This is a genomic window from Stappia sp. (assembly GCF_965276915.1).
Lineage (GTDB): Bacteria > Pseudomonadota > Alphaproteobacteria > Rhizobiales > Stappiaceae > Stappia.
The window spans coordinates 4,832,902-4,846,388 of sequence record NZ_OZ255709.1; the positions used below are offsets into that span (position 1 = coordinate 4,832,902).

The 13,487-nt window shown below is 66.4% G+C and carries 12 protein-coding genes; 1 reads left to right on the top strand and 11 read right to left on the bottom strand.

From position 1 onward, the window contains the following. Positions 1–120: 120 nt before the first annotated feature. The 9 genes from ACQY46_RS22590 to ACQY46_RS22630 all read right to left on the bottom strand — a co-directional run bounded on the left by ACQY46_RS22590 (position 121) and on the right by ACQY46_RS22630 (position 10,845). Positions 121–630, bottom strand: coding sequence for an L-2-amino-thiazoline-4-carboxylic acid hydrolase (locus ACQY46_RS22590; protein WP_428698205.1), 510 nt, complete (start codon positions 628–630; stop codon positions 121–123). A 50-nt stretch (positions 631–680) separates the two neighbouring features. Then, positions 681–1,979, bottom strand: a complete 1,299-nt coding sequence (locus ACQY46_RS22595; RefSeq protein ID WP_428698206.1) for an NAD(P)/FAD-dependent oxidoreductase — start codon at positions 1,977–1,979, stop codon at positions 681–683. 15 nt (positions 1,980–1,994) lie between these two features. After that, on the bottom strand, positions 1,995–3,833 hold the full coding sequence (locus ACQY46_RS22600; RefSeq protein WP_428698207.1) for an aminotransferase class V-fold PLP-dependent enzyme: 1,839 nt from the start codon (positions 3,831–3,833) through the stop codon (positions 1,995–1,997). Beyond that, on the bottom strand, positions 3,754–4,224 hold the full coding sequence (locus tag ACQY46_RS22605) for an Lrp/AsnC family transcriptional regulator (protein WP_306029602.1): 471 nt from the start codon (positions 4,222–4,224) through the stop codon (positions 3,754–3,756). Before ACQY46_RS22605 ends, ACQY46_RS22600 begins: the two co-directional genes overlap by 80 nt. A 298-nt stretch (positions 4,225–4,522) precedes the next feature. Next, positions 4,523–5,299 (bottom strand): FadR/GntR family transcriptional regulator, encoded by a 777-nt coding sequence (locus ACQY46_RS22610; RefSeq protein ID WP_428698208.1) that lies wholly within the window; start codon positions 5,297–5,299, stop codon positions 4,523–4,525. Continuing rightward, positions 5,286–6,296: an ABC transporter ATP-binding protein gene (locus tag ACQY46_RS22615; protein ID WP_428698209.1), complete on the bottom strand. Its 1,011-nt coding sequence runs from the start codon at positions 6,294–6,296 to the stop codon at positions 5,286–5,288. The genes ACQY46_RS22610 and ACQY46_RS22615 overlap by 14 nt, the downstream gene beginning before the upstream one ends. Beyond that, positions 6,289–8,235 carry a dipeptide/oligopeptide/nickel ABC transporter permease/ATP-binding protein gene (locus ACQY46_RS22620; RefSeq protein WP_428698210.1) on the bottom strand — a complete coding sequence of 649 codons (1,947 nt, stop codon included), beginning with the start codon at positions 8,233–8,235 and terminating at the stop codon, positions 6,289–6,291. Before ACQY46_RS22620 ends, ACQY46_RS22615 begins: the two co-directional genes overlap by 8 nt. Next, positions 8,235–9,179: an ABC transporter permease gene (locus ACQY46_RS22625; RefSeq protein ID WP_428698211.1), complete on the bottom strand. Its 945-nt coding sequence runs from the start codon at positions 9,177–9,179 to the stop codon at positions 8,235–8,237. The genes ACQY46_RS22620 and ACQY46_RS22625 overlap by 1 nt, the downstream gene beginning before the upstream one ends. 109 nt (positions 9,180–9,288) lie before the next feature. Further along, positions 9,289–10,845: an ABC transporter substrate-binding protein gene (locus ACQY46_RS22630; protein WP_428698212.1), complete on the bottom strand. Its 1,557-nt coding sequence runs from the start codon at positions 10,843–10,845 to the stop codon at positions 9,289–9,291. A gap of 137 nt (positions 10,846–10,982) precedes the next feature. On the opposite strand from ACQY46_RS22630, the gene ACQY46_RS22635 reads away from it, so the two are divergent. Continuing rightward, positions 10,983–12,245 carry a Zn-dependent hydrolase gene (locus ACQY46_RS22635; protein WP_428698213.1) on the top strand — a complete coding sequence of 421 codons (1,263 nt, stop codon included), beginning with the start codon at positions 10,983–10,985 and terminating at the stop codon, positions 12,243–12,245. 73 nt (positions 12,246–12,318) lie between these two features. Here ACQY46_RS22635 and ACQY46_RS22640 read toward each other — a convergent pair whose 3' ends face one another. Next, a complete protein-coding gene (locus ACQY46_RS22640; RefSeq protein WP_428698214.1) occupies positions 12,319–12,840 on the bottom strand; it encodes a nucleoside-diphosphate kinase in 522 nt (173 codons plus the stop codon). Between the two features lie 148 nt (positions 12,841–12,988). Beyond that, positions 12,989–13,426 carry a nucleoside diphosphate kinase regulator gene (rnk, locus tag ACQY46_RS22645; protein ID WP_428698215.1) on the bottom strand — a complete coding sequence of 146 codons (438 nt, stop codon included), beginning with the start codon at positions 13,424–13,426 and terminating at the stop codon, positions 12,989–12,991. Positions 13,427–13,487: the final 61 nt, after the last annotated feature.

Genomic DNA, 13,487 nt, shown 5'->3' on the forward strand with positions numbered 1-13,487 from the left:
CCCGACCGTTCCAAGAAACAGTCCGAGAGAATTTCTGCGAGAGATTTCCATAGTGACCTTCTCCGTTTTCTGGAAGAAATTGTGAATTCTTTTTATTCCTCGTTTCAGAACGAGGTTGCTTTACCCGTGATGCGGTCCCGGCTCGACTTTCAGGAGACAGCAGCCGGTCTTTCCCTTCGTCCAGGTTTCCCCTTTGAACGTAAAGCCCGCTTCTGTAAAGAGCCCGCCGTCAATGGCGCCGGCCGCCTTGCACAGCAGCTCGAGATCTTCCTCGTTGCGTCCCTGCTCCACCCAGGTGTCCTTGAGAGGGCAGCGGTGAAACTGGATTTCGAGCCCTTCCGCGTCGCATTTCCTGATCTCCGGGGCGAACATCTGCGCCGAGCAGGGAATGCCGCCAATGAACGCCTCCTTCAGTCCCGGCAGGTCGTCCGGGCCCAGATGCGCGAATTTCGTGCCCATGTCCTTGCCGAGCCGGCGGGTGGATTCGCCGATCAGCTCGACCGCCCGGTCGGCGCCGAACGCCTCGCGCAGGACGTCGAACATATGCGCATAGGCCTTGGCGCGCATGGCGAAGGCGGCCTTCAGCATGTCGAGAGTGACAACGGGCTCGCTGGAAGCGTCTTGGGTCATCCGGGGTTCCTTCTTGCTTGTCGTTGCGGCTTGCTTGTCGTTGCGGCGATCTAGTCGCGCCCGTCCCGCCACCGGTAGAGAGGCAGCATCAACGGGGGTGCCAGCGTTTTGACGAGGCCGTGCAGCGGGATCGGCCTGGGGTCGGACAGGGGCAGCGCCAGCTCCTCCACCGGCGTTCCCGTCAGGGCGGCGGCAAGTTCCCGGCCGAGCGAGACCGAGAGCCCGACGCCGCGCCCGTTGCAGCCCGCCCAGCACCAGAAATCCGGGCCGAGCTGGCAGATATACGGGAAACGGTCCTCGGTCATGCCGATATAGCCGTTCCAGACGAAGTCGAACTCCGGCCGGCCGAGAACCGGGAAGGCCTCCTGCAGCCGGCGCCCGACCAGCGCCTTCAGCCTCTCCGGCCCGTTGTGGCCGACCGCCAGCGCGCCGCCCGTCACCAGCCGGTTGCGCTTGTCGAAACGAAAGAAATGAAGATCGCCATGGGTGTCGGACACCGCCTCGCGCCCCGGCACCACCACTTCGCGCTGCGCCTCGTCAAGCGGCGTCGTCGCCATCTGCCAGGAAAGGACCGGAACCACGGAGCGCGCCACCTTCGGGGCGAGGCCGGCTTCCTGGAATCCGGTATAGGCGTTGCTCGCCAGCATCACGGCGCGAGCGACGAGCTCGCCGTCCCGCGTCTTCAGGTGCCACTTGCCGTCGCGCCGCCCGGTCGCCTCGACCGGGCTTGCCTCGTGGATCACGACGCCTTTCGCCTCGCAGGCGCTGGCAAGGCCGCGGGCAAGCGCCAGCGGATTGATATGCCCGCCGGTCGGATTGTACATGCCGCCGAACCAGCGGTCGGAACCGATAACGCGGGACGCTTCCGCCCGGTCGAGAAGCCGTGCCGGCGCGCCGCGCTTGGCCCAGGCCGTGACCCGGGCCTCGGAGAGCTTCATCCGGCTTTCCCGGTGCGCCGGCTGGAACCAGCCCGTCTGCTCGCCCTCGCAGTCGATGCCCTCGGTGCGCGCCGTGTCGAACAGGTAGGAGGCGCTGTCGCGCACCAGCGCGACGAAACGCTCGCCCGCCTCGCCGAACCTTTCCTCGATCGCATCCGGTTCGGCCGCCGTCATCGTCGGGATGACCTGGCCGTTGTTGCGCCCCGAACCGCCATATCCGACGCTTCTCCCCTCCAGCAGGGTGACCGAGTGACCGGCCCGCGCCAGGTGAAGCGCCGTCGAAAGTCCCGAGAAGCCGCCGCCGATGACGGCGACATCCGTCTCGGCACGGCCCGTCAGCGCAGGCGCCGCGTTCCGGGCCGGGGAGACATCCGCCCAAAGGGAATCCGATATCTGCTGGCTGGAGAACATCGGCGCGGTCCGTGATCAGGATGTCCGCGGGAAGGCGGACGGCAGGCCCGTGGGGGACGGGCGGGAGGAGGGTTCGTGGATAGAAGTTTCGGCGGCCTCAATCAACTGTCTGTTCAGCTCGGCGATCTCGTCCCGGGTCCAGAACCAGGAAAGACAGTCGGTTGAGGACCCCGCCTCGGGAAGCGCGGCATTGACGCCAAGACCGGAGAGCTGCGAGGCGGCCAGCTCCCGCGCCTTCGCCATGCACTCGGCGAAATCGGGAACCGCATCGCCCGTGCCCGTCGGCACATCGCTTTCGCACAGCGCGTCGATCAGGCTCTCGGGGCGTGCCGCCGCCCTGGATGCGAAACGGGGAACGCTCCACACGCCGGTTCGCGGATCGACCTCGTAAAGCGACATGAACGCGGCGCCGTGAGCCGCCACGAACCGGACAGCTTCGATGAGATACTGCGTGGTCCTGTCATCGAAGAAATAGTTGAACCCGAGCCGGACCCAGCCCGGCCGGAGAAGCCCCTGCCCGTCGCCGACCTTCTCTTCGTGCCGGGCCGCGTCGGCCTCGTCGATGCCAAGCAGTGCATGACCGTACGGACCGGCGCAGGAACACCCGCCGCGCGCCTGGATGCCGAACAGGTCGTTGAGCAGGGCCACCACGAAACCGTAGTGAAGCTTCTTGGCGCCGCAGCGGATGTTGAAGGCGAACACCCCGATCCGATCCGCCTCGGCAGGACCGAGGATCTCGATATTCGGATCGCCCGCCCAGCTGCGCATGGCGCGCTCGACCATCGCCGCCTCGCGCCGTTCGATCTCGCGCGCCCCGACCCGGTCCTTAAGCTCCAGGACGAGACCGGCCTTGATGTCACCGACGATATTGGGCGTTCCCGCTTCCTCGCGCCGCTCGACGCTGGCGACATAGCGGTGGCCGGTCGCGGTGACGTAGCTGACCGTGCCGCCGCCGGTCATCGTCGGCTCGATCCCCTCGAACAGCGAGGCGTCGCAGACAAGCAGGCCCGAGGCGCCCGGGCCGCCGATGAACTTGTGCGGAGACAGGAACAATGCGTCGGGATGATCTGCGGCTCCCGCAGCGCTCTCCGCGATCGAGACCGGCATGTAGGGCGCGCCGGCCGCGAAGTCGCAGAAGAACAGCCCGTCATGGGCATGCAGGAGCCGCGCGATCGCGCGGGTGTCGCTCTTGATACCGGTCACGTTCGAGGCCGCGGAAAAAACGCCGATCCTGGCCACACCGGCGGATGCCGCATCCAGCTCCCGCTCCAGGGTCCGCAGGCAGATGCCCCCGTCCCCGTCCAGCGGAATCCTGCAGATGCGCGCGCCGCTTTCCCGCCAGGGCAGATCGTTCGAGTGATGCTCGTAGGGACCGACGAACACGACCGGCCTGTCGGCTTCCGCCAGCCCGGCGAGCTCGGAGCGCCGCGGCAGCGTGCCCTGCAGCTGCAGCGCCCGCACGAGCTTGTTGACGGCCGAGGTCGCCCCCGAGCCGGTGAAGATCACGGCATGGCCGGAACCGGCGCCAACCGATTTGCGGACCGTCTCCCGGGCGATCTCGCGCAGCTGCGTGGTTCTGCGCCCGGTATGGGAGGTTTCGGTATGGGTGTTGCCATAGTTCGGCAGGAGCTGCGAGCGGATGAGGTCCTCGACGAAGGACAGGCCGCGCCCCGAGGCCACGTAATCCGCATAAACGAGCGGACGGACACCGAACGGTGTGGCGATCGCCTGCCCCTCGCCGATGACGCCGGCGCGAATGGCATCGATCAGGGCCTCAGGTCCCGCCTCCGACAGTGTCGAGCGGAAGCCGCGTGCTTCGCTTGATTTGTTCCATTGAGAAACAGGATGTGACATCATTCAACTCGATTAGATTGATGAACTTCTTGTAGAACGCGTCGTACGACGAATTGCTCCGAGTGATCACTTTCAACAGATAGTCGTACTCACCGGCCAACCTGTTCACTTCAACAATTTCCGGGAAAAGACCCACCACCTTGTTGAATTTTTCCAGCCACTCCGTGTTGTGATGGCTGGTTCGTATCATCACGAACACCGTCAGATCGAGGCCGATTTTGCTTTGATTCAAAAGCGTTACGCGGCCGTCGATATACCCTTCGCGCTCAAGCTTCTGAAGCCGCCGCCAGCATGGCGTGGTCGAAAGACCTACGCGGTCTGAAATCTGAGCTACGGATAAACTAGCATCATCTTGAATTGCGGATAGTATCTTTCGATCAAACTCGTCAATTTGCATATATCATTCCACCATATGACAGTTCATTAGGACAATCATACTAATCCACCTGTGATTTCTGTCTATTGGAGAATGAGCTTCCTAAATACCGGACGCGTGGCGGCCATGGCTGGCGGGGCGAAACAAAAGCGGAAGGAGAAACAGGCGCGGCCGTGCAAGCATCGCGTGCGCCCCGACGCGAAAAACCGACGCGGAAAACCGGCGCGGCAACCGGAAAGGGCGGATCGCGCAGGATCGCGGTCCGTGCCTTGCGGTCATGGGCAGGGTGAAGGCCCCCGCACGGCGGGCCCGGTTATCCGCGCACGAACTCGGCGCGTTCCAGCATGTAGGCCTCGGCGGCGATCATGTGTTCGCGCATGATGCGGCGGGCGCGCTCCGCGTCCCCGGCCTTGATGGCGCGCAACAGGCGTATCTGGTAGTCCAGCCCGGTTTCGCGAAGGGAGGGGTTGGCTTCCCGGTAGATCGCCCGGCACGCGGTCATGTCGCGCAGCAGGCTGACCAGGAAGATGCAGATGAAGCCGAGCAGCGCATTGTCCGTGCGGCGCGCCAGTTCAAGGTGAAAATCCAGCTCGGCAAGGCGCTGCTTGTATTCCTCTTCCGCCGTCTGCGGCTCGCTTTCGTAAAGGCGGATGGTCTCCTGCAGCGCGGAAAAGGCCTCGGCGGAGAGCTTGCCGGCGACGCTTGCGGCCAGAAGCGGTTCGAGCTCCTTGCGGATCGCGTAGATGTCGGCGATCGACGGCGGCTGGAACAGGAACAGGTTGTCCAGCAGGCGGATTGCCTGGCCGGCGCCGACACTGGAGACAAACACACCGCCGCCCGGCCCGGTCTTGCTGGTCGTCAGTCCCTGGAACTCGAGGACCTTCAGCGCTTCCCGCAATGTTCCGCGCGAGGCGCCGTGCGTTTCGGGCAGCAGCCAGTCATGCGGCACCCGGTCACCGGGGACGAGCCCCTGCGCCACGATCATCTCCCGGATCTTGTCGGCAATGACGTCCGGACGCTTGGGCCGGCGCAGGATGGCGGAGAGCTGCGAGAGCATCGGCGCTGGCGCCGTCGGATCAAGCTCGGACATGTTCCTCCCCGTCTCCCCTCCCGTCCACCGGATGGTGGCAGGCCGCGTCATGCGGCACCGCGCCGCTCACGCGTTCGAGCGCGGGATGCTTCGCCAGACAGACGTCCGTACCACGCGGACAGCGCGCATGGAAAGCGCAGCCGGGTGGCGGATTGTAGGGATCCGGCAACTCGGTATTGGCGTCTTCGGGAATGAGCGAGCGCCTGCCCGGAACCGGTGCCGATTTCAGCAGCAGATGCGTGTAGGGGTGCCGGGGTGCCGCGAAGATCTCGCGTGCCGGTCCGACTTCGGCAACGCGCCCGAAATACATCACCGCGACGCGGTCGCTGACACTCTCCACCACCGACAGGTCGTGGCTGATGAACACGTAGGTCAGCCCGAAACGGGTCTTCAGGCCGTCGAGAATGTTCAGCACCTGCGCCTGCACCGACACGTCGAGCGCCGACACCGGCTCGTCGAGCACGATCAGCTCCGGATCGGCGGCGAGCGCGCGGGCAATGCCGATCCGCTGCGCCTGTCCGCCGGAGAATTCATGCGGGTAGCGGTCGAGGAACTCCGGCGCAAGGTTCACCGCCTCCATCAATTCGCCAAGCCGCGCCGCGCGCGCGCTCCTGTCCAGGTCCAGCAGATGGCGCAGCGGCGCCTCCAGGATCGCGCGAATGGTCTTGCGCGGATTGAGCGAGGCGACCGGATCCTGGAACACGTACTGCACGCGCCGGGCCAGCGTCCGCGGATCGCGCCGCGCATCGGCGACAAGGTCGCGGCCGTCGAAGGTGATCCTGCCGGCGGTCGGCCGGTCCAGCCCGACGATCAGGCGGGCAAGCGTCGACTTTCCGCAACCGGATTCCCCGACCACGCCCAGCGTCTCGCCCTTGCGCACGTCGAGGGAAACGCCCTGCACCGCATGAACCGCCGGCAAGGCCCTGCCGAACAGGGTTCGCCCGCCCCCGAACACGCGTTCGGCGTTCTTTATCTCCAGAAGCGCTGCCTCAGGCATCGACGGCCTCCCCTTTCAGCGGGTGCAGGCACCGCACGGCGCGGCCCTCGCCAAACGCCGTCAGCGGGATCTCGCCCTGCCGGCAATCGTCCTCGGCCCGCTCGCAGCGCGCCGCAAAGGCGCAGCCCGCGGGCAGCGCGTTGACGACCGGCGGCCGCCCCTCGATGGCATCCAGCCGCCGCCCCGGCTGCCCGAGCACCGGCACGCAGTCGATCAGCTTGCCCGTATAGGGATGGGCCGGACGCGCCAGCACCGCCTCGGTCCCGCCGGTCTCCACGATGCGCCCCGCATACATCACCGCCACCCGGTCGCAGACCGCCGACACCACGCCGAAATCATGGGTGATGAAGAGGATCGCCGCGTTGCTCTCGCGTCGCAGCGCGTCCAGCAGCGACAGGATCTGCGCCTGGACGGTGACATCCAGCGCCGTCGTCGGCTCGTCGGCGATGATCACCTTGGCATCGTTTGCCAGCGCCATGGCGATGCAGACGCGCTGGCGCATGCCGCCGGACAATTCGTGCGGATAGACCTTCAGCCGCTCAGCCGGATTGGTGATGCGCACCAGCCGCAGCAGCTCCTCCGCCTTTTCGTCGGCCTGCGACCGGCGCATCGGCCGGTGCGCCATGATCGCCTCGGTAAGCTGGTCGCCTATCGTGAACAGCGGATGCAGCGTCGACAGCGGGTCCTGGAAGACGTGACTGACGTCGGCCCCGCGCAATTGCCGGATACGCTCGTCGTCGACGGAAAAGAGATCCTCCTCCTCCAGCCACGCGGACCCTGCTGCGATGCGGCCGGGCGGCGTGGGCACCAGCCCCATCAGCGACATGGCGGTCACCGACTTTCCGGACCCGGATTCGCCGACGATCCCCAGGCACTCGCCGGGTTCCAGTTGCAGGTCGACGCCGCCGACCGCCCGGTAGATATCTCCCCCGACATGAAACTGCGTGTTGAGGCCGATGACATCGAGCACGCTGCCCGAATGCCTGCGCGCTTCCGCCTCGCGCTTCGGGTCCACGGCCGTGCGCGCCACGGGGCGCGTCAGCGCGCCGGACTTGAGCCTCGGGTCGAGGACGTCGCGCACGCCGTCGCCGAACAGGTTGATGCTCATCACGAGGGCGAAGATCATCAGGCCGGGAATGATCGACACATGCGGCGCGGTGAAAAGGATCTTGCGCCCGTCGCCGAGCATCGAGCCGAGATCCGCCTGCGGCGGCTGCGCGCCGAGACCCAGGAACGAAAGCCCCGCCGTCTCCAGGATCATCCAGCCGATCGTCGTCGACATGGTGATGATGATCACCGGCAGCACGTTGGGCAGCACCTCGCCGAACAGGATCGCCGCGTTCGACTTGCCCGACAGGCGCGCCGCATCGACGAACTCGCGCCGCGACAGGCCGATCGTGATGCCCCGGATGTTGCGGGCGAAGAAGGGAATGTTGATCACGGCGATTGCATAGAGCGCGTTGATGAGGCCGGGTCCGAGCGCGGCGACGATCGCCAGCGCCAGCAGGATGTAGGGAAAGGCCATCACCATGTCGATGCCGCGCATCAGGAGCGTGTCGGTGCGCCCGCCCGCATATCCCGCCACAAGCCCGATCAGCGAGCCGAAGAAGGCCGCGATCAGCGTCGCCGAAAGCCCGACCGCGAGACTGACCCGCGTTCCCCAGACCAGCCGCGACAGGATATCGCGGCCGAGCGCGTCCGTGCCCAGGAGATGCCCTTCGGCCAGCGGCCTGATGAGACGGTCGGCCGGCGCGGTGACATCGGGGTCGGGCAAGGGCAGCAAGGGCGCGGCGAGCGCCGCCAGCACGATCGCGGCAAGCACGACAAGCCCGGTCGTTGCCAGCGTGTTGTTGAAAAGCAGCCGCAAGGGGCCCGGCCGGCCGCGCTTTCGGGCCTTGTGCGTCCCGCCTGCGGAACCGGTGGCGGCGGTGTCACTCATCAGCGCAACCTCGGATCGAGCAGGGTCTGGACGACATCGGCGGCCAGGTTGAACAGCACATAGGCGGCGGCGACGACGACCACGCCGCCCTGCACCAGCAGGAGGTCGCGCGTCGAGATCGCGTTGACGAGCATCGAGCCGATCCCCGGCCACTGGAACACGGTCTCGATATAGACGGCGCCGCCGAGCACGAAGCCGGCCTGGATGCCGATGACGGGGATGACGCTGACCAGCGCCGCCTTGAAGGCATGACGATAGATGACCCGGCGCTCTGTGAGACCCTTGGCCCGGGCGGTGCGGATATAGTCCTGCCGCAGCACCTCCAGCATCGCGGTACGGGTCAGCCGGGCGATCACGCCGGTGGCCACCACCGCAAGCGTCAGCGCCGGCAGGAACAGGTGGTGCAGGAGGTCCGGCAGGTCGCCGCCGCCATAAATGGCGTACATGCCGCTTGCCGGGAACAGCCTGATCTTGACGGCGAAGACCAGGATCAAAAGCAGTCCGAGCCAGAAGGACGGCGTCGAGATGCCGACAAGGACGAGGACGGTGATCGCCTTGTCGGCGAAGCCGTACTGGCGCACGGCGGAGACGACGCCGGCAAGCAGGCCGAGGACGGAACACAGGACAAGCGCCGTGCCGGCAAGGATCAGCGTCGCGGAAAAGCGTTCCAGCACCTCGTCCAGCACCGGCCGGTTGAGCGCGTAGGAACGACCGAAGTCACCCTGCAGGATGTTGCCGAGCCAGATCAGGTATTGCTGCGGCAGCGGCTTGTCGAGGCCGAGATCCGCATTGAGCTTGGCGACGTTTTCCGGCGTCGCGTAGGACCCCAGGATCGCCGTTGCCGGATCGCCCGGGATCATCGCCATGATGAGGAAGACGATGATCGACAGTCCGAGCAGGACCGGGATCGCGGCAAGCAGGCGCTTGGCTATATAGGCTGCCATGGCTGAAGCCTTTTCGCGTCTCGTTCGGCGCGCGCCGCGCCTCCCTTGTCGGGGCCGCCCGCTCCCGCTTTGCAACGGGAGCGGGCGGCCGGGTGCGGTGCCGCCTGCCTCAGGGCTTGGCGACGTCCTGCAGCATCAGGAAGAACGACGGCTGCAGCTTGAAGTTCTCCACATTGGCGCCGGTGACCGCGTTCTGCTTCCAGTTGGCGACAAAGACCCAGGGCGCGTCTTCATGGACGATCTCCTGCATCTGCTTGTAGAGCTTCGCCCGCTCGCCCTGGTCGGTGACCGCCCGCGCCTTGTCGAGCAGCTCGTCCACCTTCTCGTTGGCATAGTAGCCCGAGTTGAAGCCGCCCTTGTCCGGCATGGCCTCCGAGCGCAGGGCGAGGAACGGCAGCGTGTCCGGATCGTTGGTCATCCAGGCCATCTCCGCCATGTCGGCCTTGCCCTCGAGCCCCGGGTTCACCTTGCCGAGGAACGTGTTCCACTCGTAGGTCTCGATCCTGACCTTCATGCCGACGGCCTGCAGGTCGGCCTGGATCGCCGTGCCCATGGCGATCGGATCGAGCATGCCCGAACCGCCTTCGGTGACATAGAAGGTCAGTTCCTCGCCGTCATAACCGGCCTCGGCCAAAAGCTGCTTCGCCTTTTCCGGGTCATGGGGATAGGGCTGCAGCGCCTCGTTATAGGCCCAGGCGAAGGCGGGCGGCGTCGGGCCGGCGGCAATGGCGGCCGTGCCCTGCAGGATGTTCTCGGTGAGCGCCTTCTTGTCGATGGCATAGTTGGCGGCCTGGCGGACGGCCTTCTTGGCGAAGGGGCCTTCCTTCGTGTTCAGGATCAGGAACCAGACATGCGGCCCGGCCTGCTCGTGAACGGTGAAGGCTGCATCGTCCCGCAACTGCGTCAGGTTGTCCGGCGGCACCTCGACCATGACGTCGAGACCGCCCGACAGCATCTCCGCGATGCGCGTGTTGGCATCGGTGATCGGCCGGTAGATGACCGCCTCCAGCGGCGCGGGGCCGTCCCAATAGTCCTCGTTGCGGGTCACCACCAGCTTGGCGTTGGCATCCCACTCGGCGAAGCGGAAAGCGCCGGTGCCGACCGGATTGCGACCGAAGTCCTTGCTGTGCTTCTCCACCGCCGCCGGCGAGACGATCAGCCCGGTCGGATAGGCAAGGTTGGACAGGAAGGGCGCGAAAGGCTCCGTCAGCCGGAACTCGACGGTCGTCTCGTCGACCGCCACGACCTCGTCGACGGCGGAGAAGAAGAAGGCGAGCGGGAACGGCCCGGTGTCGTGGAACGGGTGATCCTCGTTCAGCATCCGGTCGAAATTGAACTTCACCGCCTCCGCGTTGAAGGGCGTTCCGTCGTGAAAGACGACGCCCTGGCGAAGCTTGAACGTGTAGGTCTTCCCGTCATCCGAGATCGTCCAGCTTTCGGCGAGCGAGGGCTCCACCTCGAGCGTCCCGTCCTTGTAGCGGGTCAACCCGTCATAGACGTTCACCAGGATGCGGAAATCGTTGACCGCCGTCACGGCGTGCGGGTCCAGGGATTTCGGCTCTGCGATCTGGCCGACGACCAGAACATTGGGCGGTGTCTGGGAAAGCGCCGGTGATGCCAGCAACACCCCCGCGGCAGTGATGGCGGCTGCCAGAAGCTTTTTCATCGCGTGTCCTCCGTTCGCGCCCGATAATTAATTCTGATAATCTGATCTTGTGCAACCTTTTATCATGATAAATTATCGGCCAAGCTGTGCGCACGCGTCGCCCCTCCCGGCAAACATCTGAAAAAGAGGCAAAAGACATGTCCGAGCACACCCCGCGCATCAACTCCTCGCGCCTGCGGGCCCTGCTCGACGGCGTCAACGCGTTCGGGAAAAACCCGCGCACCGGCGGCTTCAACCGCACCGGCTACTCGCAGGCCGACATGGCGGTGCGGACGTGGTTCATGGAGGAGATGCGCCGGGACGGGCTGGCGGTGAGCCGGGACGGCGTCGCCAACCTGTTCGGCCGTTTCGGCCCCCGGGGCGGCCCCTCGATCCTGGTCGGCTCGCACCTCGATACGGTGCCCGAGGGCGGTGCCTTCGACGGCGCACTGGGCGCCTGCGTCGCGCTGGAATGCGTGCGTGCGATGCGCGATGCCGGGATTGTGCCGGCCGTCGCCGTCGAGGTGGTGGCAACGGCGGAAGAGGAAGGGCGCTTCGGCGGCATGCTCGGGTCCCAGGCGATTGCCGGCACGGTGACGACGGAACAACTGGACGCCGCCATCGACGCCGACGGCACGCGGCTTTCCGAGGCGATGAAATCATGCGGCCTCGATGCCCGCGACGCACTGACGGCGGCACGCGCGCCCGGTTCCGTCGCGGCCTTCCTGGAACTGCATATCGAGCAGGGACCGGTGCTTGAGGAACGCGGCATACCCGTGGGCATCGCCCACACCGTGGCCGGTCTCGTCAACCTGGCGGTCCGTCTCGACGGCAGGGCAAACCATTCCGGCACCACGCCGATGCACTTGCGCGCCGACGCTCTCGCCGGCATGGCGGGCATCGCGCACGCCATTCCCGACATCCTGGCTGCCCATGGCGGCGAGAACAGCCGCATCACCATCGGCAAGCTCGATATCCAGCCGAACTTCATGCACACGGTGCCGGGTCGTGCCGATTTCGTCGTCAACATCCGCGACACCCACCCTGCGCGCATCGCAGCACTCTGCGATGCGATGCGGGAGTGCATGACGGCGGTCGCCAAGGCGAACGGGCTCGGCTGCACGGTGGAGGAGCACAGCCGGATGGAGCCGGTGGCGCTCGATCCGGACCTGACGGGTGTCCTGCGCGAGGAAGCCGCGCGGCTCGGGCTCGCCGCGCTCGACATGCCGTCCGGCGCCGGCCATGACGCCCAGACGATGCAGGCATTGTGCCCGTCCGCCCTTGTTTTCGTTCCCAGCCGGAACGGCGTCAGCCACGCGCCGGAGGAATTCACGGACTGGCCCGACATCGAACAGGGGGCGGAACTGATGCTGGCCGTCCTGACCCGGTTGGCCGCCGGCTCCCCAACCGGGCGCGGATAGACGGACACGGATAGGCGGGCACGGATAGGCGGCCCCGGCCGGCTGCCGCCTTTTGGGAACCGCCTGCCGGGTCTCAGTCGCCGGCGGTCTCTCCGGCGCGATCCGCGCGAGCCCCGTGAACGAGCCGCAGCACGGGCATGCCCGGCGATGCGTTGAACGGCGACATTGCACGCAGCGCCGCCCCGCCCTCCGGCATCCTGCCGCCCCGTGCCGCCTCCGGCTGGTAGTTCACGGCATCGAGCACGACGCACTCTTCCAGGCCACGCCAGGAAAGGCGGTATTCCTGCCCTTCGGCAAGGCCCAGAAGGGCCAGTCCGCGCGGCGTCGTGACCGGCTGGAACACACCCACAAGCAGGTTCATTCGCTCATGCGAGATCACCCGTGTTTCAGCACAGGCGCCGTCGACCCGAAACGTCACGCGGCTGTTCAGCGTCGCGACGTTTCCGGGAACATCGTCGTGAAAGACCACCCGGGCGCATTCCAGCTTCCTCTTCAGGATCTGTGCCATGGGATCGCGCGGATCGGTGCGGCGGTCGCGCATCGCCTCGAGAATGGTGAAATCCTTGGTGGTCAGGATGCAGGTCTCGTTCAACATCGCAGGTCTCCATCGCTCCGCTGCGGGGAGCGGTTGTCGTGACACGAAATGGAGGGGTCCCCTGGCCGCGCGCTGCGGCACAGGGGCTACGATCCTGCGATAAGGCAACCTCCGCTCAGCGAAAGGTCGCGGGGAGACCGGAGGTGGTTCACGATGCCGGTCGCGGCTCGCCGGCCGCCAACTCGGCGGGCGCCTCGACGCTTTCGACCGTCAGGCGGTGGGTGCGCCCGTCCCGCGCGGTCCAGTCGATGGACTGGCCGGCCGAAAGGCCGATCAGGGCCACCCCGATCGGGGTGAGCACGGAAACCTTTCCCTCGGCGATATCCGCATCCCCGGGGAAGACCAGCGACACGCGGCGGTCCTCTCCCGCATCCGTGGTGAACCGCAGCCGCGAGCCCATGCGCACGACATCCTCCGCAATCCGCCCGTCGGCGACAATCCGGGCACGATCCAGTTCGGCAAGGAGTTCCTCGGCGACGACCGGATTCCTGGCGAGGAAGTTCTCGGCCAGCCCCGACAGCCGCTCATGGTCCGAGCGGGTCATCCGGATGGCGGGTTTGCGGTGCTTCTTCGTCTGGGAAGCCATGCTTGGCTCTCCTTGCAGAGTGACGAACCGCCGGCGCATCTCGTGCGCTGTCGGGCTCGGT

Excerpts from the sequence above, each read along its gene's own strand:
- ACQY46_RS22640 (WP_428698214.1), bottom strand. The coding sequence starts at position 12,840 with ATGTTGAACGAGACCTGCATCCTGACCACCAAGGATTTCACCATTCTC.
- ACQY46_RS22615 (WP_428698209.1), bottom strand. The coding sequence starts at position 6,296 with ATGCCTGAGGCAGCGCTTCTGGAGATAAAGAACGCCGAACGCGTGTTC.
- rnk (WP_428698215.1), bottom strand. The coding sequence starts at position 13,426 with ATGGCTTCCCAGACGAAGAAGCACCGCAAACCCGCCATCCGGATGACC.
- ACQY46_RS22600 (WP_428698207.1), bottom strand. The coding sequence starts at position 3,833 with ATGTCACATCCTGTTTCTCAATGGAACAAATCAAGCGAAGCACGCGGC.
- ACQY46_RS22635 (WP_428698213.1), top strand. The coding sequence starts at position 10,983 with ATGTCCGAGCACACCCCGCGCATCAACTCCTCGCGCCTGCGGGCCCTG.
- ACQY46_RS22590 (WP_428698205.1), bottom strand. The coding sequence starts at position 630 with ATGACCCAAGACGCTTCCAGCGAGCCCGTTGTCACTCTCGACATGCTG.
- ACQY46_RS22620 (WP_428698210.1), bottom strand. The coding sequence starts at position 8,235 with ATGAGTGACACCGCCGCCACCGGTTCCGCAGGCGGGACGCACAAGGCC.
- ACQY46_RS22630 (WP_428698212.1), bottom strand. The coding sequence starts at position 10,845 with ATGAAAAAGCTTCTGGCAGCCGCCATCACTGCCGCGGGGGTGTTGCTG.
- ACQY46_RS22595 (WP_428698206.1), bottom strand. The coding sequence starts at position 1,979 with ATGTTCTCCAGCCAGCAGATATCGGATTCCCTTTGGGCGGATGTCTCC.
- ACQY46_RS22610 (WP_428698208.1), bottom strand. The coding sequence starts at position 5,299 with ATGTCCGAGCTTGATCCGACGGCGCCAGCGCCGATGCTCTCGCAGCTC.
- ACQY46_RS22625 (WP_428698211.1), bottom strand. The coding sequence starts at position 9,179 with ATGGCAGCCTATATAGCCAAGCGCCTGCTTGCCGCGATCCCGGTCCTG.